This is a genomic window from Ramlibacter sp. GCM10027632 (genome assembly GCF_042675325.1).
Taxonomy (GTDB): domain Bacteria; phylum Pseudomonadota; class Gammaproteobacteria; order Burkholderiales; family Burkholderiaceae_C; genus Ramlibacter.
The window spans coordinates 271,676-293,210 of the sequence record NZ_JBHTGW010000002.1 but is presented as its reverse complement, the minus strand read 5'-3'; the positions used below and the strand labels follow the sequence as shown (position 1 = coordinate 293,210).

Below are 21,535 nucleotides of genomic sequence, written 5' to 3'. Positions count from 1 at the left end.
TGGAATGTTGTCTGTCTGTTGTCGATCTGTCGTCTGCCGCTACCTGACCGGTCGCAGCAGGTCGGTCCGCAACCCCTCGGCACCGGGCACCCCGCACAGTTGCAGGGTGCGCTGGAATTCGTCGCGCAGGATGTCGAGCGCGCGCAGCGCGCCGGGCCCGCCGCCGGCCACCGCGCCATACAGCGTGGCGCGGCCCGTGAGCACGCCGGCCGCGCCCAGGGCCAGGGCCTTGGCGATGTCGCCGCCGCGGCGGATGCCGCCATCGAGCAGCACCGGCACGCGCCCGCCCACCGCCTCCAGCACCTCGGGCAGCGCGTCGAGCGTGGCCACCGCGCCATCGAGCTGGCGGCCGCCGTGGTTGGAGACCACGATCGCGTCCGCGCCCAGCGCCACCAGCCGGCGCGCGTCGTCGCCGCGGCAGACGCCCTTGACGATGAGGCGGCGCGACCAGCGCTCACGCACCCGGGCCAGCCGGTCCCAGTCGAAGGCCGGGTCGTAATTGCGGCCCACCGAGGAGGCGATGGCGGTGGCGCTCTTGGCGGCCAGCTCCAGCCCGCGCAGGTTCTCGAAGGCGGGGATGCCGCGGCGCAGCAGGTCCAGCGTCCAGCGCGGGTGCAGCGCGAAGTCGAGCGCACTGCGGGCCGTCAGGCGGAACGGCACCGAGAAGCGGTTGTGGAAATCGCGCTCGCGCTTGCCGCCCACCGCGAGGTCCACGGTGATCACCAGCGCCTCGTAGTCGGCGGCCTGGGCGCGCGCGATCATGTTCCAGAAGAAGTCCTGGTTCTTCAGCACATAGGCCTGGAACCACAGGCGCCCCGGCGCCTCGCGGGCCACCGCCTCGATCGAGGCGGTGCCGCTGCTCGAGAGGGTGAAGGGCACGCCATGCTTCGCAGCGGCGCGCGCCAGGTGCAGGTCGGCGTCGCGCCAGCCGAAGGCGGCCGCGCCGGTGGGGGCGATGGCCAGGGGCAGGCCCATCGGCCGGCCGAACAGGGTGGTGCCCAGGCGCGGGGCGCTCACGTCCACCAGCACGTGCGGGGCGAAGCGGTGGTGCGCGTAGGCCTCGCGGTTGGCGGCGAGGGTGCGCTCGTCCTCGGCGGCGCCGTCATAGAAATCGAAGATGGCGCGCGGCAGGCGCCGGCGGGCCAGCCTGCGCAGGTCCTCGACGCTGAAGCAGCCGTCGACGGTGCGGGGAACAGGCAGGCAAGGGCGGCTGGGCATGGCCGGCGATTATGGAAGTCGCCCTCCGGGCGCCAGGGTTCGCCGGCGAAATCCGATGTTTCCCGATCGTGAACGTCGGGCCGCCCGGAGCCTGCCCGTTTTTTAGGCATCGCCCGCAAACCCAGGCGGGGCGCGGCTTGCGCGAGTTGCCCCCACTTCTATCCACAGCCTCGCCCACAGGCGCCGTGGGTAACTTCGGGGCGGGCGGCCGGGCCTTCTTAAAATAGCGGGTCGTGCCGCAGGCCGCGGCGCCGCCTTTCGGCCTGCGGCCCGCCCGGCGCACCGTCCGCGGCCCGTTCCGCGGCCCCCCGCGGGTGCGAACCGCTCCCCGTCCCGCCCCTCCACCCTGGCCAGCACCCGCGCGGTGCGAAGGAAGTTTTCTTGCGCAGCGATTTCGGCAGTTCGACGCTCGTTCGCCTGCTCGGCGACTGGACGCCCGTGGAGGCGGACGCGTCGGCGATGGACTTCGCCGAGCGCCTGAGCCTGTGGCTCAACGCCTTCGACGCCATCGGCCTGCAAGCCGCGCACCAGGCGATCCGCGCGATCGACGCGCCCGCGCCGGCGCGCCCCCGCAGCGGGCGCGCGCCCACCGCCGCCGACCTGGCGGCGGACGTGCAGCGCGTGCGCGGCGCGCTGGCCCATGCCATCGCGCAGTCGCCCAGCCCGCTGGACCTGGCCGAGGCCGAGGACGGCAGCTTCCAGCCCTACCACCACCGCCACCTGGCCTTGCAGCGCCAGATGGAGCAACTGATTTCCGGCCTGCGTGACCACGTCCGCCAGGCCATCTCCCGGGCCTCCACCGCGCTGCGCCAGCTCGCCGCGCTGGACGCCGCCCTGGAGCAGACCCTCGCCGCGCGCGAGCAGGCGCTGATGCCCACCACGGCCGGCCTGCTGCAGCGGCGGTTCGAACAACTCCGCCAGGCGCACCGCCAGGCCCTCGACGCCGCGGGCGCGCCGGACGACCCGGCCCGCTGGCGCGCGCCCGGCGGCTGGCTGGCCGCCTTCGAGCCGCAGTGGCGCGAAGCCCTGCTCGCCGAGGTGGACCTGCGCCTGGAACCCGTGAAGGGCCTGGTCGAGGCCCTGGACAACGCATCGAAGCAACAAGCATGAACAAGCGATCCTTCATCGCCGCCTTCGCGGCCGGCCTGGCGGCCGTGGCCTGGGTGGGCCTGGGCTTCGCCGGCAACAACGGGCTGGCCCTGGCCATCACCCTCGTGATCGGCGGCGCCTACCTGGCGGGCGCCTGGGAGCTGCGGCAGTACCGCGCCGCCACCGCCGCCCTGGCCGGCGCGCTCGACGACATCCCCCAACCGCTGGAGCGGCTGTCGGACTGGCTCGATCGCGTGCCGGCCTCGCTGCGCCACGCGGTGCGCCTGCGCGTCGAGGGCGAGCGCGTCGCGCTGCCCGCGCCGGCCCTCACCCCCTACCTGGTCGGCCTGCTGGTCATGCTGGGGATGCTGGGCACCTTCCTGGGCATGGTGGTCACCTTCAAGGGCACCGTCTTCGCGCTCGAAGGCTCGGGCGACCTGCAGGCCATGCGTTCGGCGCTGGCCGAGCCGATCCGGGGCCTGGGCCTGTCATTCGGCACCTCGGTGGCCGGCGTGGCCGCCTCGGCCATGCTGGGCCTGATGTCGGCGATCTGCCGGCGCGAGCGCATGGAGGCGGGCCGCGCCCTCGACGGCCGCACCGCCGGCGCGCTGCGCGCCTTCTCCGCCACCTCGCAGCGCGAGGAGGCCCTGCGCGCGCTGCAGGCCCAGGCCGGCGCCCTGCCCGAGGTGGCCCGCCGGCTCGAGGCGCTGATGGACCGCATCGAGCAGCGCAGCCAGCAGCTCGACGAACAGCTGCTCGATCGGCAGGCCCGCTTCCAGGAGGGCGCCTCCCGCGCCTACGGCGAGCTGGCGCAGTCGGTGGGCGCGTCGCTGCGGGACAGCCTGGCCGCCGGCGCGCGCGCCGCGGGCGAGAGCATCACCCCGGTGGTGGAGGCCGCGATGGCCCGCATCGCGCAGGACACGCAGGGCCTGCATGCCCGCCTGGGCGACGCCGCGAAGGCGCAGGCCGATGCCCTGGCACAGCGGCTGGAGGGCTCGGCGCGCGAGGTGGCCACCGGCTGGCAGTCCGCGCTGCAGGCGCATGCCCGCACCAGCCAGGCGCTGGCCGCCGACCTGCAACAGGCCCTGGCCGGCTTCAGCGCAGGCTTCGAGCAGCGCGGCACGGCGCTGGTCGCCGCGGTGAACGACAGCATGGCCCGCTCGCAGGCGCTGCATGCCGACAGCGAGCAGCAGCGCCTGCAGGCCTGGACGGGCGCGCTGCAGGCCCTGGCCGCCGACTTGCAGGCGCAGTGGCAACGCGCCGGCGAACTCGCCCGCGCGCAGCAGCAGGCCATCGGCCAGTCGCTGCAGCAGCTGGCCGACCAGATGGCGGCCCGCGCCAGCGCGCAGGCCGGCGCCGACGAACAGCGCCTGCAGGCCTGGACCGGCGCGCTGCAGGCCCTGGCCGCCGACGTCCACGCGCAGTGGCGTCAGGCCGGCGAGCAGGCCCTCGCGCAGCAGCAGGCCATCGGCCAGTCGCTGCAGCAGGTGGCCGACCAGGCCGCGGCCCGCGCCAGCGCCCAGGCCGGCGCCGACGAACAGCGCCTGCAGGCCTGGACCGGCGCGCTGCAGGCCCTGGCCGCCGACCTGCAGGCCCGGTGGCAGCAGGCCGGCGAACTGGCCCTCGCGCAGCAGCAGGCCATCGGCCAGTCGCTGCAACAGGCTGCCGACGACATCACCGCCCGCGTCGGCGCGCAGGCCGGCCGCACGCTGGAAGACGCCGCGCAGCTCGTGGCGCGCAGCGAGGAACTGGTCCGCTCGCGGGTCGAATCCGAAGCCCGCTGGACCGAGGACCAGGGCCGGCGCATGGACGAACTCGCCGGCCTCTGGCGCAGCGAGCTGTCCGCCCTGCGCGGCGAGGAAGCCGCGCGCGGCCAGGCCGCCGTCGAGCGCCTGGGCCAGCTCGAGTCGGCCGTCGGCCAGCACCTGGCCACACTGGGCGCGGCGCTCGAGGCGCCGCTGTCGCGCCTGCTGGCCTCCGCCGCCGAGGTGCCGCAGGCCGCGGCCGGCGTGATCACCCAGCTGCGCGAGGAAATGGCGAGGATGTCCGAGCGGGACAACGCGGCGCTGGACGAGCGCACCGCCCTGCTCTCGCAGCTGGCGCAGCTGCTGCAGTCGGTGCAGGCCGCGACCGGCGAGCAGCGCGCCGCCATCGAGACCCTGGTGGCTTCGGCCGCCTCGGTGCTGGGTGAGGCGGGCGAGCGCTTCGCGCAGGCGCTGCAGGCGCAGGCCGAGCACACCGCCGGCGTGTCCACCCAGGTGGGCGCCAGCGCGGTCGAACTCGCCAGCCTGGCCGAGGCCTTCGGCCAGGGCGTGCAGGCCTTCCAGGCCACCAACGACCGCCTGGTCGACAGCCTCGAGCGGCTGGAGGCCTCCATCACCCAGTCCAGCGCGCGCAGCGACGAGCAGCTCGCCTACTACGTGGCGCAGGCGCGCGAGGTCATCGACCTGAGCATCGCCTCGCAGCAGGGCCTGGTGGAGAACCTGCGGCAGCTGCAGCCGGCGCTGGCGGAAGGGGCGCGGGCATGACAGGCCCGGAGTTCGCGGACGGCGACGACGACGGGGGACAGGTCGCCCCGGTCTGGGCCGTCTTCGGCGACCTGATGGCGGGCCTGCTCGGCGCCTTCGTCCTGGTGCTGGCCGGCGTGCTGGTGGTGCAGATGGACCTGGTGGCCAGCCTCAAGTCCGAAGTGGAGAAGCGCCGCGTCGAGGAGCAGCGCCGCATGGCGCTGGAGAAGGCGCTGGCGATCCCGCTGGCCTCGGGCCGGGTGACGCTGGCCAACGGCCGCATCGGCATCAGCGGCAGCGTGCTGTTCGCCCTCAACTCCGACCAGCTGCGGCCCGAGGGCCGGCAGCTGCTGAAAAGCCTGGTGCAGCCGCTGCAGGTGTACCTGGGCGAGCGCGGCGAGGTGCTGATGGTCAGCGGCTTCACCGACGACAAGCCGATCCAGGGCGGCAACCGCCGCTTCGACGACAACCTCGAGCTGTCCGCGCAGCGGGCCCTCACCGTGACCCGCGCGCTGATCGCCGAGGGCCTGCCGGCCTCGCAGGTCTTTGCCGCCGCCTTCGGCGCGGAGCAGCCGGTGGCCCCGAACGACAGCGAGGGCGGCCGCGCGAAGAACCGGCGCGTGGAGATCGCGCCCGTGCCGCGCGCCGCCGGGGCGGCCGCCAGGCCATGACCGCTCCCGACGCCGCCGGCACCGAAGCTGCCGCACTGCAGGACGCCGCCGCCGCCCAGGCGCGCCTGGCCGACCTGCGCCGCGACGGCGCCTGGCGGCTCGACCCGTCACGCTTCGGCTACCTGGAGGCGCTGGCCCGCCGCCTGCCGGCGCAACCCGAGGCGGTGCAGGCCGCGCTGCTGGCGCGCCTGCTGGCGGGGGTGGACGACTACGCGCAGCGCTTCGCGCAGGCCCGCCGGCAATCCGGCGAGGAGGCCGCGCGCGTGGCGGCGAAGCAGCCGGCGCTGGCCCGCGAGCTGCGCCGCCTGCAGGCCACCGGGGACGTGCACGGCGTGCGCCGCCTCGCGGCCCGTGCGGCGCAGCCCGCGGGCTGCGAGCCGCTGGCGCAGCTCAATGCCTGGCTGCGCGAGGCCTCGCCCTCCCTGCGCGAGGCGCAGGCGACGGGCGAGCCGGCGCGCCGCGACGAGCTGGCCAGCGTGCGTCGTTTCCGGCGCACCTGGACCAGCCAGCGCAGCCTCGAGCGCGTGGAACAGGCCGTGGCCCGCAAGCCGGCCAATGCCGGCCCGCTGAACTCGCACGCGCTGGTGCTGCAGTCGCTCGCCGTGATGCGGGCCCTCTCGCCCGATTACCTGCGCCGTTTCCTCGCGCAGGTGGAGTCGCTGCAGTGGCTGGAGCGGGCCCGACAGCAGTACCCCGCGAAGGCGGCGAAGGCGAAGCGGGCAAGGGCAAGGGGTCAGGTCTTGCATCAACGCGGCAGTTGACCTGCGGCGCCGAGAGGCGCCTGTAATGTCGGTATGGTCGCGTTGATGCAAGACCTGACCCCATCCCCTCACGCCCCGCGGAACAGCGCCAGCCCCCAGCGCGTGAACTTCACCGGCAGGTGGTAGTGCTGCGCCACGTCCAGCACCTCGAAGCGGAACACCGCCACCTCCTGGAAGAAGCGCTCCTGGGTGGCCTCGCGCTCGCGCCACCAGTCGCCGAGGTGGAAGTGCGCCTCGTAGGTGCCGGCCTCGACGCCGGCCCCGGTGGTGACGGGATGGTCCAGCGCCCCGCCCGCGCCCAATGCGCCCTCGGCGATGCAGCGGGAGGACCCCGCCTCCAGCCGCAGCAGGCGCACCCGCATGCCGGCCGCCGGAACGCCTGCGGCCACATCGACCGCGTGAAGGGAAATGCCACCCGCCATCGCTTCGCTCCTCGAAGTTGAATTCACCGGCGCGCCGCCGGCACCAGCAGCGCGCCCACGGCCGCCGCCGCCGACAGCACCACGAACCCGGCCGACAGGTCCAGCCCGCGGCTGATCGCCGCGAAGGCCACCGGGCCAGCCACCAGCCCCAGGTACATCGGCACCATGGCCGCCGCCGTCGCCGCGGCGATGCCCTCGCCGCCGCTGCGCGTGGCGACCTCGGACAGGAAGACGCCGTTCCAGCCGCTGGCGCTCAGGCCGAAGGCCGCCGCGAGCAGCGCCAGGGCCGGCCCCGGCAGGCTGGCCCCGGTGAGCCCCAGCGCCAGCGCGCACACGGCCATGAGCGCGCCCAGGCCCCGCAGCACCCGGATCGCGCCGCCCGAGCGGCTCGCCACCCAGCCCCAGAGCGGCCGGCCCACCAGGCCCGCGCCCTGCGCGGTGGCGGCGAGCGCGCCGGCGGTGGTGAGGGGCACGTCGCGCACCGCCACCATCCAGGTCACGAGGAAGGTGTTCATGCACACCTGCGTGGCGCCGAAGGCGGCGGCGGCCAGGGCCAGGCGCTGCAGGTCGGCACGCCCGCGCAGCACCGAGACCCACGACAGCAGCGGATGCGCCGCGCCCGCGCCCGCAGGCGGCGCGGCCACCGGCATCGCATGCCGGCGCGAGGGCCCGGCCAGGGCGAGGGCCAGCAGCGCCAGCAGGCCGGCCACGCCCAGCACCGCCGCCCGCCAGCCGCCCCACAGCGCCAGCGCCGGCAGCAGCAGCGAGGCCGTCACCGCGCCGACCTGCACGCCGGTCTGCTTGAGGGAGAAGTAGAAGGGGCGGCGCTCGGTCGGCACATGGTGCCCCAGGAGCTGCGAGGCCGGCGGCGCCTCGAAGCCATGGCCGATGCCGATGCACACCGCCGCCCCCCAGAACAGCGCCGGCTCGCCCGCCGCGATCGCGACCAGGCCCAGCGCGCAGCCGGCCAGCGCGAACCGGGCCACCGCCCAGGGGCCGACCCGCTGCACCAGCGCGCCGGTGGCCAGCGAGGCGAGCAGGGCCGAGCTCCAGACCAGGCCGGAGAACAGGCCCACCGCCTCGCGAGACAGGCCGGTGTCGGCGGCGATGCGCGGCGCCAGCGCCGCCACGCCCATGAGGGACAGCGAGCAGGCGGCCAGCACCGCGCCGAGCCAGGCGGCCACGGGCAGGCTGGAGCGGCCGGCGTGGCTCACGGGCGGACCCCGCTCAGCCCCGCAGGCGGCGCGAGAGGCCGGTGGCCCGCTCCATCACGATCATCATCACCAGGGTGACCAGGATGGTCACGCCCGAGAGCGCGGCGATGGTCACGTCGAGCTTGCCCTCCAGGTCCTGCCACATGCGGATCGGGAGCATGTCGGTGCGGGCGTCGCGCAGGAACAGGGACACCGGCACGTTGTCGAACGAGGACATGAAGGCGATGAAGGCGCCCGCCAGCACGCCCGGCCGGATCAGGGGCAGCGTGACGCGGCGAAAGCCGTACCAGCGCGAGGCGCCCAGGCTGGCCGAGCTTTCCAGCAGCGAGGGATCCATCTGCGCCAGGGCGGCGGTGGTGGTGCGGATCACGTAGGGCACGCAGACGGCGGTGTGGCCGATCACCAGGGTGGCGGTGGACACCGGCAGGCCCGCGGCGCTGAAGGCCATGAGGGCGGCGATGCCGAAGGCCAGCGCCGGCAGCACCAGCGGCGACATGAACAGCGAGTCGAGCACCCGCGCCCTGCGCGTGGGCGAGCGGGCGATGGACAGCGAGGCCGCCACGCCCAGCACCACCGAGAGCACGGTGGTGGCCACGCCCACCTTCAGGCTGTTCCAGGCGGCGAAGTGCAGCTGCTCGGACTCCAGCAGCTCGGCATACCAGCGCAGCGAGTAGCCCGGGGGCGGGAACTTGAGCGAGTAGCTGTCGGTGAAGGAGACGGTGACCACCACCAGGGTGGGCGCCACCAGCAGCAGCAGCGTCACCAGCGCCAGCAGGCCCAGCGAGCCGCGGAAGATGACGGTGGACAGGGTCATTCGGCGGGCCATGGTCCCCTCCTCAGTTCGTCGGCACGCGGGAGGCGCGGCCCAGCATGTTGAAGGCGCTGACGCAGACGATCACGGTGGCCAGGAAGGTCAGCGCGATGGCGGCGGCGAACGGGTAATTCGAGAGCGCCGAGGCCTGCTGGTACAGGTACATCGGCATGAACAGCATCTGGCCGCCGCCGATCAGCGACTGCGAGATGAAGGCGGTGATCGCCGCCGCGAACGTGAGCAGCGAGCCGGCCACGATGCCGGGCAGGGACAGCGGCAGGGTCACCTTGCGGAAGGTCTGCCACTCGCTGGCGCCCAGCGAGGCGGAGGCGTCGGCGAGGTTGACGTCCACCTTCTGCAGCGCGTTGATCAGGGGCAGCACCATCAGGGGCAGCTGCACGTTGGCCAGGGCGACCACCAGGCCGCCGCGGGTGTAGAGCATCTTCAGCGGCTCCTCGATCCAGCCGAGGTTCATCAGCACGCCGTTGACGATGCCCTGGCGGCCCAGGATCACGATCCAGGCGAAGGTGCGCACCACCACGCTCGTGAGCAGCGGCAGCATGATGATGAAGATCACCACCGGCTGCAGCCGCGCCGGCATGCGCACGAACACCCAGGCCAGCGCGTACCCCAGCACCAGGCTCAGGAGCGTGACCTGGATCCCGAGCCACAGCGTGTCGGCCAGCACCAGCAGGCCGAACGCGTCGAACATCTTGGACCACTGGGCGAGCGAGCCCCACTGCGTCATCGCCGCGTCGCCGTAGAAGCTGACCACCCCGAGCATGCCCAGGGGCGCCAGGAAGAACAGCATCATGCCCACGGCCAGCGGCGAGGCGAGCCAGAGGGAGTAGGCGGTGACGGGCAGTCGACGCAGCATGGGGCTCACCTTTTCGTCAGACCTTGACTTCGCGGTTGAAACGCTCGATCCACTGGGCGCGGTGCTCGTTGATCTTCTTCCAGTCCTGGAAGACGAAGCGCTTCTTCATGTCGGCCTGGTCCTTGGCCAGCACCTTGGCGATCTCGCCGGCCATCTTGACCTTGGAGTTGGTCGGCACGATGAGGAAGGGGCTGTCCATCAGCTTGGCCTGCACCTCGGGCGAGATGGCGGCCTCGATCAGGGCCACGGCCAGGTCGCGGTTCGGCGCGTTCTTGACCACGTGGATGGTGGTCTTGAAGGCGATGGCGCCTTCCTTGGGCGTGACGAATTCCACCGGCACGCCGCGCGCCTTGAGGATCTGGATGGCGTTGAAGTTGCCAGGGGAGATGTCGATCTGGCCCTGCTGGAACAGCGTCGCCAGGGCGCCCGGGTTGGCGGCGACGGCGGCCAGGTTCGGCTTGAGGTCGTTCAGCGCCTTGAAGCCGGGCTCCACGTTGCCCTCGTTGCCGCCGAACATGCGGGCGATCTCCACCAGGAAGCCGGTGCCGAGGGTGGAGTTCAGGTTGGTGATGCCCACGCGGCCCTTGAACTCGGGCTTCCACAGGTCGCGCCAGGAAGTGGGCGCGGTCTTGATCTTCTCGGGGTTGTAGGTCAGGCCCACCACCTGGAAGAAGATGGCCGGGCCGGTGGCCTCCTGCGCCTCGGGGATCAGGTCCTTGTAGTTGCGGCTCTGGGCCACCGGGAAGTCCTCGGTCAGGCCCTGGCCGATGGCGGTGAGGGCCGGGCCCGGGTCATGCAGCATCACGTCGATCGGCGGGTTGTTGCGCGCGGCGCTGACCTTGGCGATCTGGTCCACCGAGAGCATCGGGTCCAGCGTGATGTCGGCCTTGGTGGCGGCGCGGAACGCCGGCACGAGGACGGCCTTGTGCGCCTCCTCCCAGCTGCCGGTGAAGGTGGCGAAGACCAGGCGCTTGGCCTGCGCGTGGCTCATGCCCGGGAACAGGTGCATGGCGCCCAGCGTCAGGCTGGCCTGGAGTAGTTGACGACGTGAGGTCATGGGAGGCTCCTTGAGGACGAGGGGAATGTCTGCGGTCGTCAGGCCGCGAACGCGTTGACCAGGGCGCCGGGGCACAGCTGCGCGCGCACCCGCGCGCCCGGCTCGAGGGCCGGCGCGCCGGCGCTGCGCGATTGCACGACCTTGACCGCGTCGCCGCCGGCCAGTCGCACGTCCTGGATGATGTGGGCGCCCTGGGGCAGGCTCAGTTCGAGCTCGCCGGGCAGGCCGGCGCCGTCGGCCACCAGGGCCAGGTGCTCGGGCCGGATGCAGACGGTGACGGCGTCGCCGGCCTTCAGGCCCGGCGTGACCAGGCGCGCTGGCAGCCGGGTGCCGCCCACCTCCACCTCGCCGGGGCCGGCCACGCGGCCGGCCAGGCTGTTGGCCGTGCCCACGAACTGGTTCACGAACAGGGAGGCCGGCTCGTCGTAGACGGTGTTGGGCGGGGCGCACTGCTCCAGGCGGCCCTTGTTGATCACGGCCACACGGTCGGCCATGGACAGGGCCTCCTCCTGGTCGTGCGTGACCATGATGCAGGTGATGCCGGCCATGCGCTGGATGCGCTTGACCTCGATCTGCATGTCCAGCCGCAGGCTCTTGTCCAGGGCGGCGAAGGGCTCGTCCAGCAGCAGGATGCGCGGGCTCACCGCCAGCGCGCGGGCCAGCGCCACGCGCTGCTGCTGCCCGCCGGACATCTCGCGCGGCAGGCGCTCGGCCAGGTGCGACATCTGCACCATCTCCAGCATCTCCCTGGCGCGGGCCACCTGCTTGGCGCGCGGCTCGCCGCGGCAGGCCAGGCCGTAGGCCACGTTGTCCAGCGCGGTCATGTGCGGGAACAGCGCGTAGTTCTGGAACACCACGCCGACCTCGCGCGCGCTGGGCGGCAGGTCGTCGATGGCGCGGCCGCCAACCACGACGCGGCCCTCGGTCTGCTCGACGAAGCCGGCGATGATCCGCAGCAGCGTGGTCTTGCCGCAGCCCGAGGGACCGAGCAGGGCGACCAGCTCGCCGGCCTTGATTTCCAGGGTGACGCCGTCGACGGCGGCGACCGGCGCGCCACGATAGCGCTGGACGATGCCATCCAGCGTGAGGTCGTAGGCGGCGGTCTGGAGCTTGTCGGGCGCGTTCATGGCTGCTTCCTGGCGGGACGCTTGCGCGGGGCGGGGGTGGAGAGTTCGGCGAACAGCGCATCGAGGCTGTCGCCGGCGGCGGATTCCATCGGCGCCTCGAGCGAGGACTCGATGTGCTCCAGGTGGCTGACCATCAGGCGGGCGGCGAGCTTCGCATCGCCCTGCTCGATGGCCTCGATGATCCGGTCATGCTCGTCGTCGCGACAGGTGGCGGGCGTGGGCGCCTGGTTGGCCAGGATGGCCAGGCAGGTGCGCAGGGTCAGTTCGTCCATGGACTTGGCGATGGCGCGGTTGCCCGCAGCCTGCGCCAGCGCCCGGTGGAACTCCCCGGACAGGCGCACCGCGGTGCGGCGGTCGCCGGCCTCGTGGGCCTTCTGCTCCTCGCGCACGATGCGGCGCAGGCCCAGCGCGCCCTTCTTCGTGCAGTGGGAGCACAGGCGGGCGACGACCCAGGGCTCGATCAGGCGGCGCGCCTCGAAGATCTCGCGGGTCTCGTCCATGTCGGGCGCGACCACGGTCACGCCGCGATGGGGCTGGCGCTCGACCAGGCCCTCGTGCTCCAGGCGCAGGAGCACCTTGCGCACCTGGGTGCGGCTCACGTCGAACAGGCCGGCCAGCTTTTCCTCGCGCAGGCGGGTGCCGGGCGCGATGCGGTGCTCGGTCAGGCCAGAGACGATCTGGTCATACATGCGCTGGGTGCGGGCGGCGACATCGCCCCCCTCGGCGCGTGCGGCCGGTCGTTCAGCGGATTCGGTTCGGGTGGATCCCATGGTTCCTCTCTTGCAACTCGCATGCCAGGCAACCGGACCCCGTGTTCCGGCGCCGCTGCAGGCAGGATACAGGGTTTGCAGATTTTGGATACAAGATTTAAAGTGGCTTGCGTCCAAAATGCACCAAGGAATGTCCCCAATCCAGGGCGTCCGCACCAACTCCGTGCCTTGGGGGCGGGACGGCGCCCGAAGACGCGCTGGCTCGAAGATTGCGAGAAGACAGCCCACATTTCAAGGAGACGTTTCATGACCCGCACCTTGCTGGGCATGCTCACCCCCTCGTCCAACACGGTGCTGGAGCCGGTCACCTGCGACATGCTGCGGGAAGTGCCCGAGGCCAGCGCGCACTTCGGCCGCTTCGCCGTCACCCGCATCGCCCTGAGCGAGGGCGCCCTCGCCCAGTTCGCCTCCCCGGGCGTGATGCAGGCGGCCACCCTGCTCTCGCACGCGCACTGCCAGGTGATCGGGTGGAGCGGCACCTCCTCCTCCTGGCTCGGGTTCGACGCCGACGAGCGCCTGGTGCAGGCGATCGAGGCCGAGACCGGCGCCAGGGGCTGCACCTCGGTGCTGGCGCTCAACGAGATCCTGGCGCGCACCGGCGCGCGCCGCCTGGCCCTGGTCACGCCCTACCTGGACGACGTGCAGGCGAAGATCATCGCCAACTACGCCGCCGCCGGCATCGAGGTGGTGGCCGAGCGCCATCTGGGCTTGGAGGACAACTTCTCCTTCAGCGAGGTCACCGCCGGCCAGCTGCGCGCCATGTGCCAAGAGGTGGCGCAGGCCCGGCCCGACGCCATCGCCATCCTGTGCACCAACCTGCGCGGCGGCCCGCTGGTACCCGAGCTCGAGGCCGAACTCGGCATCCCCGTCTACGACAGCGTGGCCACCGTGGTGTGGAAGGCGCTGCAGCTCGCGGGCATCGACACCCGCCGCATCCAGGCCTGGGGCCGCCTTTTCAAGGAAGTCACGTGAACACCGAATTCGATACCGTGATCCGCCGCGCGGAGATCGCCACCGCCACCGACCGCTACCTGGCCGACATCGGCATCCGCGGCGGGCGCATCGTCACCATCGGCCAGGACCTGGGCCCGGGCCGCGAGACGCTGGACGCCGCGGGCCGCCTCGTCACCCCCGGCGGCGTGGACGCCCACTGCCACCTGGACCAGCCCATGTCCGACGGCTCGAAGATGGCCGACGACTTCCTCACCGGCACACGCTCGGCGGCCTGCGGCGGCACCACCACCCTCATCCCCTTCGCCTGCCAGTTCAAGGGCCAGAGCCTGCAGGCCGCGGTCGACGACTACCACGCCCGCGCCGAGGGCAAGGCCGCCATCGACTACGCCTTCCACCTGATCGTGAGCGACCCCACGCCCGCGGTGCTGAAGGAGGAACTGCCGCGGCTCGTGGGCGAGGGCTACACCTCGTTCAAGGTCTACATGACCTATGACGACATGAAGCTCGGCGACCGCCAGATCCTGAACCTGCTGGCGGTGGCCCGGCGCGAGGGCGCGATGGTCATGATCCACGCCGAGAACAGCGACTGCATCGCCTGGCTCACCGAGCAGATGCTGGACGCCGGCCTCACCGCGCCGCGCTACCACGCCCATGCCCGCCCGATGCTGGTGGAACGCGAGGCCACGCACCGCGCCATCGCCCTGGCCGAACTGGCCGATGTGCCGGTGCTGATCGTCCACGTCTCCGGCCGCGAGGCGGTGGAGCAGATCCGCGCCGCGCAGGGCCTGGGCCTCAAGGTCTACGGCGAGACCTGCCCGCAGTACCTGTTCCTCACCGCGGAGAACCTCGACCTCGAAGGCTTCGAGGGCGCCAAGTGCATCTGCAGCCCGCCGCCCCGCGACAAGGCCAACCAGGAAGTGATCTGGCGCGGCCTGGAGAACGGCACCTTCCAGGTGTTCTCCTCCGACCACGCGCCCTTCGCCTTCGCCGGCCCGAACGGCAAGCAGGTCCACGGCAAGGACGCCCCCTTCAGCGAGGTGCCCAATGGCATCCCCGGGCTGGAGACGCGCATGCCGCTGCTGATGTCGCACGGCGTGATCGACGGCCGCATCGACATCCACAGCTTCGTCGCCCTCACCGCCACCAACGCCGCCAAGATCTACGGCCTGTTCCCGCGCAAGGGCACGATCGCCGTCGGCTCGGACGCCGACCTGGTGATCTGGGACATGGACAGCCCGCGTGAAATCCGCAACGAGCAGCTGCACCACGCGGTCGACTACACGCCCTACGAGGGCATCGAGGTCAAGGCCTGGCCGGCGCTGACGATGTCGCGCGGCGCCGTGGTCTGGAAGGACGGCCAGTACCTGGGCCGCGAGGGCCATGGCCAGTTCCTGGCCTGCGACCGCCCGGCCCCCGCGCAGGTGCGCGGGCGCGGCCACCGCGGCCCGCTGTGGCAACCCACGTGACGGGAGCGAGGCGATGACGCAACCCTGGCAGCTGCCCGCCCGCGCGATCGCGCGGGCCGTGTCCCGGCGCGAGCTGGGCGCCGAGGAGGTCGCGCGCAGCGTGCTGCAGCGGCTGGACGCGGTGAACCCCCGGCTCAACGCCGTCATCGGCCATGACGCCGCCTGGACCCTGGCCCAGGCGCAGGCCGTGGACCGCCGCCTCGCCGCCGGCGAGATGCTGCCCCTGGCCGGCGTGCCGGTCACGGTGAAGGACAACATCTGGGTCGGCGGGCGCCGCATCACCCAGGGCTCGCTCGCCTTCAAGGACTTCATCGCCCCGCGCGACGCCTGGTCGGTGGAGCGCCTGGCCTCGCTGGGCGCGGTCATCGTCGGCATCACCAACTGCTCGGAGTTCGCCTGCAAGGGCGTCTCCAACAACAAGGTCCACGGCATCACCCGCTCGCCCTGGGACCTGCGGCTCACCCCTGGCGGCTCCTCCGGCGGAGCGGTCAGCGCCACGGCTGCCGGCATCGGCGCGCTGGCCCTGGCCACCGATGCCGGCGGCTCCACCCGGCGCCCCGCCGCCCACACCGGGCTGGTGGGCATGAAGCCCAGCTTCGGCCTGATCCCCTGCGGCCCGGGTTTCGACGAGCCGAACTTCGGCCTCTCGGTCATGGGCCAGATCGGCCGCGACGTCGCCGACGTCGCGCTGATGTGGGAGCAGCTCCAGGGCTACTCGCACGGCGACTGGGGCTCGCAGGCGGCGCGCGCCGCGCGCCCCGCCCTGGAGGCCCCGCCCCCGCGCACCCTGCGCATCGCCTGGAGCCCCGACCTGGGCTGCGGCTTCGCCATCGACGCCGACGTGCACGCCACCCTGGAGGCGCTGGTGCGCCGCCTCGAGGCCGACGGCTACGCCATCGACGAGGCCGCACCCGCCTGGCCCGCCGGCGTGCGCGAGTACCCGCTGCTGAAGCTGCAGCAGGCCGGCCTCGCCGCCCTGCACGGCGCGGCGCTGGACGCCGACCCGGACCTCCTCGACCCCGACATCGCCGCCCAGGTGCGCCTGGGCCGCCAGCACAGCGCGGTGGACATCGCCCAGGTCCTGACCCTGCGCGAGCACATCTACGCCGCCTACGCCGATTTCTTCACCCGCTACGACCTGCTGCTGTGCCCCACCACGCCCACCGTGTCGTGGCCGGTGGACCAGCTCGGCCCCGCCGAGATCGGCGGCCAGCCCGCCGGCCCGCGCGGGCATGCGGTGTACACGCCCTTGTTCAACTACGCCCAGGCCCCGGCCTGCTCGGTGCCGGCCGGCCTCGCGCGCAGCCTGCCGGTGGGCCTGCAGGTGGTGGGCCGCCGCTACGACGACGCCGGCGTGCTGGCCATGGCCGCCCACCTCGAGCGCCTGGCCGGCCCGCAATCCCGCCCCGCCCTCTGGACCGAGGCCTGAGCGCCAACTGCCCGCCACCCGCCCGCCACCGTCACGCCCAATGAAACTGCTCCTGATCAACCCCAACATCTCCGACAGCGTCTCGCAGCTGATTCGCGAGGAGGCGCAGCGCAGCGCCTCCCCCGGCACCGAGGTGCAGGTGGTCACCGCCGCCGCCGGCGTGGCCTACATCGAAACCCGCTTCGAGGCCATGCTGGGCGCGCACGCCGCCGCCCAGCTCGCCGCCCAGCACCATGCGCAGGCCGACGCGGTCATCGTCGCCGCCTTCGGCGACCCCGGCCTGATGGCGCTGCGCGAGGTGCTGCCCTGCCCCGTCACCGGCCTGACCGAGGCGGCGCTCGCCAGCGCCTGCCTGCTGGGGCAGCGCTTCTCGATCGTCGCGATCTCGCAGCGCATTCGGGCCTGGTACGCCGAGACGGTGCAGGCCTACGGCCTCGCCTCCCGCCTGGCCAGCATCCGCGGGCTGGACGAGCCACTGGCCGACATCGGCAACGTGCAGGGCGACCAGGGCGAGCGCCTGGTGCAGCTAGCCGAGCGCTGCGTGCGCGAGGACGGCGCCGACGTGATCGTGCTGGCCGGCGCGCCGCTGGCGGGCCTGGCGCGCAGCATCCAGGGCCGCATCCCGGTGCCGGCGGTGGACGGCGTGTCCAGCGCGGTGCGCCATGCCGAGACCCTGGTCAGGATGAACGCCGGCCTGGCGCGCACCGGCAGCTTCGCCCCGCCCCCGGCCAAGGCCCACCAGGGCCTCACGCCCGAGATCGTGGCGCTGCTCGCCCAGGCACGGCACCAGCGCGGCGCAGGCGGCTGAGGCCGGTGCGCGATCCCCGTGCATCCTGGCTCCAAGACCGGCTGAAATTGGATACAGGATCAGGCACGCTTGTTGCGACGTTCTCCCCGGAGCCACACCCCGTGGCCTATCACTAGACGGAGAGAACCCATGAAGAAACTCGTTGCCCTGCTGGCGCTCGCCTCGGCGGCGCTGATGCCCCTGGCCACCTCGGCCCAGGAACCGGTGAAGCTCGCGTTTCCCAAGTGCGCGCACTGCGTGCCCCTGTCCCTGGTGCCCGAGTACGCCCAGGGCGTGAAGGTGGAGGCCATCCCCTTCAACACCGGCAACGACGCCATGACCGCGCTGCTGTCCAAGAGCGTGGACGTGGCCCAGGTCACCTACCTGCACTACGCCACCGCCCTGGACAAGGGCTTCGAGATGGTGGCCATCTCCGGCCAGATCAATGGCGGCTCGCAGATCGTGGTGGGCAATGACCTGCCCCTGGCCGAGAACGACTGGGCCGGCCTGAAGAAGCTGATCGCCGACTACAAGGCCCAGGGCAAGCCGTTCCGCGTCGCCGCCTCCCGCGGCAACGCGCAGGACATCCACATGCGCGGCGCCTTCCTGAAGCACGGCATCGACGTGAACAAGGACGTGCAGTTCGTCAACATACCCAACCCCTCCGACCACCTGCAGGCCCTGCGCCGCGGCGAGATCGAGCTGGTGTGCACGGTGGAGCCCTTCGCCACCCAGATCCGCCAGACCAAGGCCGCCAAGCCCTTCGCCTTCCCGTACGACCAGGCCGCCGGCAAGCTGACCAACCTGGTCGTCACCCGCCCCGACGTGATCGCCTCCAACCCCAAGGGCCTGGAAGGCGTGGTGCGCGCCATCGCCAAGGTGAATGCCACCGTGGCCGCCAACAAGCCGCTGTGGGTCGACACCATCTCCAAGGTGACCGGCCTGGACAAGGCCATCGCCACCGGCGCGATCGAGAACCTGTACCCGGACATCGCCATGCACCGCGCCGAGGCCGTGGCCATCGGCAACATGATGCGCGACCTGAAGTACATCAACGGCGACGTGGCGGCCAAGATCCAGCAGAACATGGACTACCGCTTCCTCGAGGCCGCCACCGGCAAGCCCAAGGCCCAGCTCGGGTACTGACGCCATGCAGGCACTGCGCACGCTCCTCGCCCGCATCGACCGCGCCCTCGTGCCGGTGCTGGTGCTGGCCGGCTGGGAACTGTTCTCGCGGTCGGGCGTGCTGCCCGCCGCGCTGCTGCCCGCGCCCTCGCAGGTGATGGTGGCCTGGGCCGACTGGATCTTCGGCACCGACGGCAACACCCAGACCTACACCGCCCACTGGGTGTTCGACGTCGCCGCCAGCGCCAGCCGGGTGGCGGCGGGCTTCGCCCTGTCCACCACGCTGGGCATCGCGCTGGGCATGGCCATCGGCTGGTCCCGGCGCTTCGAGAAGCTGGTCGAGCCCACGCTGCAGATCCTGCGGCCGGTGCCGCCGGTGTCGTGGATCCCGCTGGCCATCATCTGGTTCGGCATCGCCAACAAGCCGGCGATCTTCCTGGTGTTCGTCGGCTCCTTCTTCCCGGTGCTGCTGTCCACCATCCACGGCGTGAAGACCTGCGACCGCAACCTGCTGCGCGCCGGCGCCATGGCCGGCGGCAAGCCGGGCACGCTGGTGCGCCGCATCGTCTTCCCCGCCGCCCTGCCCTCGATCTTCTCGGGCCTGCGCATCGCCATCGGCTCGGCCTGGATGGTGACCGTCACCGCCGAGATGGTGGCCGTCAAGAGCGGCGTGGGCTACGTGCTGTGGGACTCCTACTACTTCCTGCGCTACGACCTGGTGATCGCCGCCATGGCCAGCATCGGCCTGCTCGGCTTCCTCAGCGACTACGGCATCAAGTCCCTCGCCAGCCACCTGCTTCGCTGGCAGCGCGGCTCCACCCTGCAGGCCCAGGAGGGCTGACCCCATGACCCTGATCACGATCGACCGCGTCTCCCGCCTGTACCAGGACCCCAAGCGGGGCCAGGCCGTCACCGCGCTGCAGGACGTGAGCCTCAGCGTGGGCCGCAACGAGTTCCTGTGCCTGCTCGGGCCCAGCGGCTGCGGCAAGTCCACCCTCCTGAACATGATCGCCGGCTTCGACCACCCGACCTCGGGCACGGTGAGCGTGGGCGGGCAGGTCGTCACCGCGCCCGGCGCCGACCGCGGCGTGGTGTTCCAGCAGCCCACGCTGATGCCCTGGCTGCCGGTGTGGGAGAACGTGGCCTTCCACCTGACCATGGTGGGCGCGCCGCAGGCCGAGCGCCGCGAGCGGGCGCAGCGCTTCATCGACATGGTGGGCCTGCGCGGCTTCGAGAACCACTTCCCCGGCGAGCTCTCGGGCGGCATGAACCAGCGCGTGGGCATCGCCCGGGCGCTGCTGATGAACCCGGAGGTGATCCTGATGGACGAACCCTTCGGCGCGCTCGACGAGCAGACCAAGATGGACATGCACGCCGAGCTGGTACGCATCTGGCGCGAGAGCCAGAGCACCATCGTCTTCGTCACCCATGGCATCGACGAGGCGCTGGCCCTGGGCACGCACGTGGCGGTGATGTCGGCCCGACCGGGCCGCATCCGCGAGCTGCTGCCGATCGACCTGGAGCGCCCGCGCGACCCGACCTCGCCGCGCTTCAACGACTACAAGCGCCACATCCTGCAGCTGCTGCGGCCGCAGGATGCGCTGGGCGCCGCCTCGGCCTCGCAGGCTCCGCACGCCGCGCCGGCCGCCTCGCCGGCGCCGGCGACCGAGACGGCCTGACGTCGGCGCCTCAGGCCTGGCGCGCCAGCGCCACGGCCTGCCAGGCGGCCGCCTCCAGCGCGTCGACCACCGGCACCCGCAGGTGGCGCGCGATGCGGGGCCGGCTGCCAGCCAGCACCGCCCCGCACAGCACCAGCACGTCGAGCCGGGACTCGGCGACCAGGGCGGCGGCATGGTCCGCCAGGGCCTCGTAGACGGAGTCGTCCGGCGCCGGCCCATAGGCCGCCGGCAGCACCGGCGCGGCCCAGCCCGCCATGCGCGCGCCGAAGCCCAGGGCGGCGGCTCGCTCCTGGTACAGGGGCAGCATCTGCGGCCCCAGCGTCATCAGGCCGACCCGCTCGCCGCGCTGGCAGGCGGTGATCAGCGCGGCCTCCAGCATGCCCACCACCGGCACCCGCAGCGCGGGACGCAGCGCGTCGAGGCCGGCGTCGGTGGAGATGCCCACGATCACAGCGTCAAAGCCCTCGGCCTGGGCCAGGCCCAGCGCCAGGGTGGATTGGGCGGCCCGGGCATTGCCTGCACGGTCCGCCACGATGGAAGGGCCCTCGGTGGCGGTCACGCCCACCACCTCGGCCGCCGCGCCGAGGCTGGCGCGCGCGGCGGCGGCCATGCGCTCGGTGACGAAGGTGGAGGTGTTCGGATTGACCAGCAGCAGCTTCATGCCAGGGCCTTCGACAGGTCGTCAGCGCGCGCCGGTGAGCGCGGCGCGCAGGATCTCGGCCACCGCTGGCTCCTCGGGCGCGCGCATGGCGGCCAGCACCCGGTGCTCCACCTGGCGCAGGTGGCGCAGCATTGCCGCCACCGCGCCGGGCGCGTCGCCGCGCTCCAGCGCCTCGACGACGGGCGCATGCTCCTCGGGCGCGCAGTCGGAGGACTGCGCCGGCTCGAACAGCGCCACGAACATCTGGGTGCGGGCGACCAGCCGCTCGAGGATGGCGCGCAGCTCGGGGTTGCCCACCACGTCCGCCAGCAGCAGGTGGAAGTCGCCGGCCAGGCGCACGGATTCGTCGCGCCGGGCCTGGCGGCTGGCGGCGCGCTCGGCCTTCAGGTGGGCTTTCAGGCGGGCGAGCTGGTCGGCCTTCAGGTCCTGACCCAGCAGCGCCAGCAGGCCGGCCTCCACGGCCTGGCGCGCGCCATAGGCCTGGCGCACCTGCTCCGGCGTGGGCTGCGGCACGAAGGCGCCGCGGTTCGCATGCATCTCCAGCTTGCCCTCCTGGCCCAGGCGCAGCAGCACCTTGCGCACCAACCCACGGGTCACGCCGAACTCCTCGGCCAGGTAGCGCTCGCGCAGCGGCGTGCCGGGACGCAGCTGGCCGGCGAGCAGGGCGCGGGTGATGGCGGCATGCAGGGCCTCCTCGGCGGCGCGGGTCGGCGCCGGCGCGGCGGCTTCGGGCGCGGGGGCCGGGGCGGTCGACCGGCGCGCCCGGGCGGCGGGGGTCTTGCGGGCAGGGGTGGCGGGACTCATGGCGTCGATTGTCGTTTGCATTGTGCCGATCCCGTCGCAATAATGGTTAACCAAATATTGTTTTCTTTGTCATCCAATTTGGTGCACCACTCGCCCCGGGGTGGTG

General features: G+C 72.8%; 21 protein-coding genes. 11 read left to right on the top strand and 10 right to left on the bottom strand.

The genetic code is table 11. The features are described 5' to 3' along the window. Positions 1–39 precede the first annotated feature (39 nt). On the bottom strand, positions 40–1,218 hold the full coding sequence (locus tag ACFQZY_RS04780) for an alpha-hydroxy acid oxidase (RefSeq protein WP_377413299.1): 1,179 nt from the start codon (positions 1,216–1,218) through the stop codon (positions 40–42). 381 nt (positions 1,219–1,599) lie between these two features. Between ACFQZY_RS04780 and ACFQZY_RS04775 the strand changes: the two genes are divergently transcribed. From ACFQZY_RS04775 to ACFQZY_RS04760, 4 genes are read left to right on the top strand one after another with little or no spacing between them, the layout of a single operon-like run. Continuing rightward, positions 1,600–2,328, top strand: coding sequence for a DUF3348 family protein (locus ACFQZY_RS04775; RefSeq protein ID WP_377413297.1), 729 nt, complete (start codon positions 1,600–1,602; stop codon positions 2,326–2,328). Beyond that, positions 2,325–4,835, top strand: a complete 2,511-nt coding sequence (locus ACFQZY_RS04770; RefSeq protein ID WP_377413295.1) for a DUF802 domain-containing protein — start codon at positions 2,325–2,327, stop codon at positions 4,833–4,835. The genes ACFQZY_RS04775 and ACFQZY_RS04770 overlap by 4 nt, the downstream gene beginning before the upstream one ends. Next, a complete protein-coding gene (locus ACFQZY_RS04765) occupies positions 4,832–5,485 on the top strand; it encodes an OmpA family protein (protein ID WP_377413292.1) in 654 nt (217 codons plus the stop codon). The genes ACFQZY_RS04770 and ACFQZY_RS04765 overlap by 4 nt, the downstream gene beginning before the upstream one ends. Next, the gene (locus tag ACFQZY_RS04760; protein WP_377413290.1) at positions 5,482–6,246 is read left to right on the top strand and encodes a DUF2894 domain-containing protein; all 765 of its coding nucleotides are present in this window, start codon (positions 5,482–5,484) and stop codon (positions 6,244–6,246) included. The genes ACFQZY_RS04765 and ACFQZY_RS04760 overlap by 4 nt, the downstream gene beginning before the upstream one ends. Before the next feature lie 68 nt (positions 6,247–6,314). Here ACFQZY_RS04760 and ACFQZY_RS04755 read toward each other — a convergent pair whose 3' ends face one another. The 7 genes from ACFQZY_RS04755 to ACFQZY_RS04725 are packed head-to-tail and all read right to left on the bottom strand — an operon-like array spanning position 6,315 to position 12,524. Continuing rightward, positions 6,315–6,668, bottom strand: coding sequence for a hydroxyisourate hydrolase (locus tag ACFQZY_RS04755; protein ID WP_377413288.1), 354 nt, complete (start codon positions 6,666–6,668; stop codon positions 6,315–6,317). Between the two features lie 23 nt (positions 6,669–6,691). After that, entirely contained in the window at positions 6,692–7,882 is a 1,191-nt protein-coding gene (locus ACFQZY_RS04750) for an MFS transporter (RefSeq protein ID WP_377413286.1), read from the bottom strand. 13 nt (positions 7,883–7,895) lie between these two features. Then, on the bottom strand, positions 7,896–8,708 hold the full coding sequence (locus ACFQZY_RS04745; RefSeq protein ID WP_377413284.1) for an ABC transporter permease: 813 nt from the start codon (positions 8,706–8,708) through the stop codon (positions 7,896–7,898). Between the two features lie 10 nt (positions 8,709–8,718). Next, entirely contained in the window at positions 8,719–9,570 is an 852-nt protein-coding gene (locus ACFQZY_RS04740; protein ID WP_377413280.1) for an ABC transporter permease, read from the bottom strand. Between the two features lie 16 nt (positions 9,571–9,586). Then, a complete protein-coding gene (locus ACFQZY_RS04735; RefSeq protein ID WP_377413277.1) occupies positions 9,587–10,627 on the bottom strand; it encodes an ABC transporter substrate-binding protein in 1,041 nt (346 codons plus the stop codon). Between the two features lie 38 nt (positions 10,628–10,665). Then, a complete protein-coding gene (locus ACFQZY_RS04730; RefSeq protein ID WP_377413275.1) occupies positions 10,666–11,754 on the bottom strand; it encodes an ABC transporter ATP-binding protein in 1,089 nt (362 codons plus the stop codon). After that, entirely contained in the window at positions 11,751–12,524 is a 774-nt protein-coding gene (locus ACFQZY_RS04725; RefSeq protein WP_377413273.1) for a GntR family transcriptional regulator, read from the bottom strand. The genes ACFQZY_RS04730 and ACFQZY_RS04725 overlap by 4 nt, the downstream gene beginning before the upstream one ends. Positions 12,525–12,770: 246 nt before the next feature. Between ACFQZY_RS04725 and ACFQZY_RS04720 the strand changes: the two genes are divergently transcribed. The 7 genes from ACFQZY_RS04720 to ACFQZY_RS04690 all read left to right on the top strand — a co-directional run bounded on the left by ACFQZY_RS04720 (position 12,771) and on the right by ACFQZY_RS04690 (position 19,964). Continuing rightward, entirely contained in the window at positions 12,771–13,496 is a 726-nt protein-coding gene (locus tag ACFQZY_RS04720; RefSeq protein ID WP_377413271.1) for an aspartate/glutamate racemase family protein, read from the top strand. Continuing rightward, the gene (gene hydA / locus ACFQZY_RS04715; protein ID WP_377413269.1) at positions 13,493–14,944 is read left to right on the top strand and encodes a dihydropyrimidinase; all 1,452 of its coding nucleotides are present in this window, start codon (positions 13,493–13,495) and stop codon (positions 14,942–14,944) included. The genes ACFQZY_RS04720 and hydA overlap by 4 nt, the downstream gene beginning before the upstream one ends. Before the next feature lie 13 nt (positions 14,945–14,957). Further along, positions 14,958–16,373 (top strand): amidase, encoded by a 1,416-nt coding sequence (locus ACFQZY_RS04710; RefSeq protein ID WP_377413267.1) that lies wholly within the window; start codon positions 14,958–14,960, stop codon positions 16,371–16,373. Positions 16,374–16,413: 40 nt separating this feature from the next. Continuing rightward, positions 16,414–17,181: an aspartate/glutamate racemase family protein gene (locus tag ACFQZY_RS04705; RefSeq protein WP_377413265.1), complete on the top strand. Its 768-nt coding sequence runs from the start codon at positions 16,414–16,416 to the stop codon at positions 17,179–17,181. Between the two features lie 129 nt (positions 17,182–17,310). Further along, entirely contained in the window at positions 17,311–18,306 is a 996-nt protein-coding gene (locus ACFQZY_RS04700) for an ABC transporter substrate-binding protein (protein ID WP_377413262.1), read from the top strand. A gap of 4 nt (positions 18,307–18,310) precedes the next feature. Further along, positions 18,311–19,126, top strand: a complete 816-nt coding sequence (locus ACFQZY_RS04695; RefSeq protein WP_377413259.1) for an ABC transporter permease — start codon at positions 18,311–18,313, stop codon at positions 19,124–19,126. Positions 19,127–19,130: 4 nt separating this feature from the next. After that, a complete protein-coding gene (locus ACFQZY_RS04690) occupies positions 19,131–19,964 on the top strand; it encodes an ABC transporter ATP-binding protein (RefSeq protein ID WP_377413256.1) in 834 nt (277 codons plus the stop codon). Between the two features lie 10 nt (positions 19,965–19,974). Here the strand turns inward: ACFQZY_RS04690 and ACFQZY_RS04685 are convergent, their stop codons facing one another. After that, positions 19,975–20,625 carry an aspartate/glutamate racemase family protein gene (locus tag ACFQZY_RS04685; RefSeq protein ID WP_377413254.1) on the bottom strand — a complete coding sequence of 217 codons (651 nt, stop codon included), beginning with the start codon at positions 20,623–20,625 and terminating at the stop codon, positions 19,975–19,977. Positions 20,626–20,646: 21 nt separating this feature from the next. Next, a complete protein-coding gene (locus ACFQZY_RS04680; RefSeq protein WP_377413252.1) occupies positions 20,647–21,429 on the bottom strand; it encodes a GntR family transcriptional regulator in 783 nt (260 codons plus the stop codon). Positions 21,430–21,535 lie beyond the last annotated feature (106 nt).

Excerpts from the sequence above, each read along its gene's own strand:
- ACFQZY_RS04780 (WP_377413299.1), bottom strand. The coding sequence starts at position 1,218 with ATGCCCAGCCGCCCTTGCCTGCCTGTTCCCCGCACCGTCGACGGCTGC.
- ACFQZY_RS04770 (WP_377413295.1), top strand. The coding sequence starts at position 2,325 with ATGAACAAGCGATCCTTCATCGCCGCCTTCGCGGCCGGCCTGGCGGCC.
- ACFQZY_RS04765 (WP_377413292.1), top strand. The coding sequence starts at position 4,832 with ATGACAGGCCCGGAGTTCGCGGACGGCGACGACGACGGGGGACAGGTC.
- ACFQZY_RS04760 (WP_377413290.1), top strand. The coding sequence starts at position 5,482 with ATGACCGCTCCCGACGCCGCCGGCACCGAAGCTGCCGCACTGCAGGAC.
- ACFQZY_RS04755 (WP_377413288.1), bottom strand. The coding sequence starts at position 6,668 with ATGGCGGGTGGCATTTCCCTTCACGCGGTCGATGTGGCCGCAGGCGTT.
- ACFQZY_RS04745 (WP_377413284.1), bottom strand. The coding sequence starts at position 8,708 with ATGGCCCGCCGAATGACCCTGTCCACCGTCATCTTCCGCGGCTCGCTG.
- ACFQZY_RS04740 (WP_377413280.1), bottom strand. The coding sequence starts at position 9,570 with ATGCTGCGTCGACTGCCCGTCACCGCCTACTCCCTCTGGCTCGCCTCG.
- ACFQZY_RS04735 (WP_377413277.1), bottom strand. The coding sequence starts at position 10,627 with ATGACCTCACGTCGTCAACTACTCCAGGCCAGCCTGACGCTGGGCGCC.
- ACFQZY_RS04730 (WP_377413275.1), bottom strand. The coding sequence starts at position 11,754 with ATGAACGCGCCCGACAAGCTCCAGACCGCCGCCTACGACCTCACGCTG.
- ACFQZY_RS04725 (WP_377413273.1), bottom strand. The coding sequence starts at position 12,524 with ATGGGATCCACCCGAACCGAATCCGCTGAACGACCGGCCGCACGCGCC.
- ACFQZY_RS04720 (WP_377413271.1), top strand. The coding sequence starts at position 12,771 with ATGACCCGCACCTTGCTGGGCATGCTCACCCCCTCGTCCAACACGGTG.
- ACFQZY_RS04710 (WP_377413267.1), top strand. The coding sequence starts at position 14,958 with ATGACGCAACCCTGGCAGCTGCCCGCCCGCGCGATCGCGCGGGCCGTG.
- ACFQZY_RS04705 (WP_377413265.1), top strand. The coding sequence starts at position 16,414 with ATGAAACTGCTCCTGATCAACCCCAACATCTCCGACAGCGTCTCGCAG.
- ACFQZY_RS04700 (WP_377413262.1), top strand. The coding sequence starts at position 17,311 with ATGAAGAAACTCGTTGCCCTGCTGGCGCTCGCCTCGGCGGCGCTGATG.
- ACFQZY_RS04695 (WP_377413259.1), top strand. The coding sequence starts at position 18,311 with ATGCAGGCACTGCGCACGCTCCTCGCCCGCATCGACCGCGCCCTCGTG.
- ACFQZY_RS04690 (WP_377413256.1), top strand. The coding sequence starts at position 19,131 with ATGACCCTGATCACGATCGACCGCGTCTCCCGCCTGTACCAGGACCCC.
- ACFQZY_RS04685 (WP_377413254.1), bottom strand. The coding sequence starts at position 20,625 with ATGAAGCTGCTGCTGGTCAATCCGAACACCTCCACCTTCGTCACCGAG.
- ACFQZY_RS04680 (WP_377413252.1), bottom strand. The coding sequence starts at position 21,429 with ATGAGTCCCGCCACCCCTGCCCGCAAGACCCCCGCCGCCCGGGCGCGC.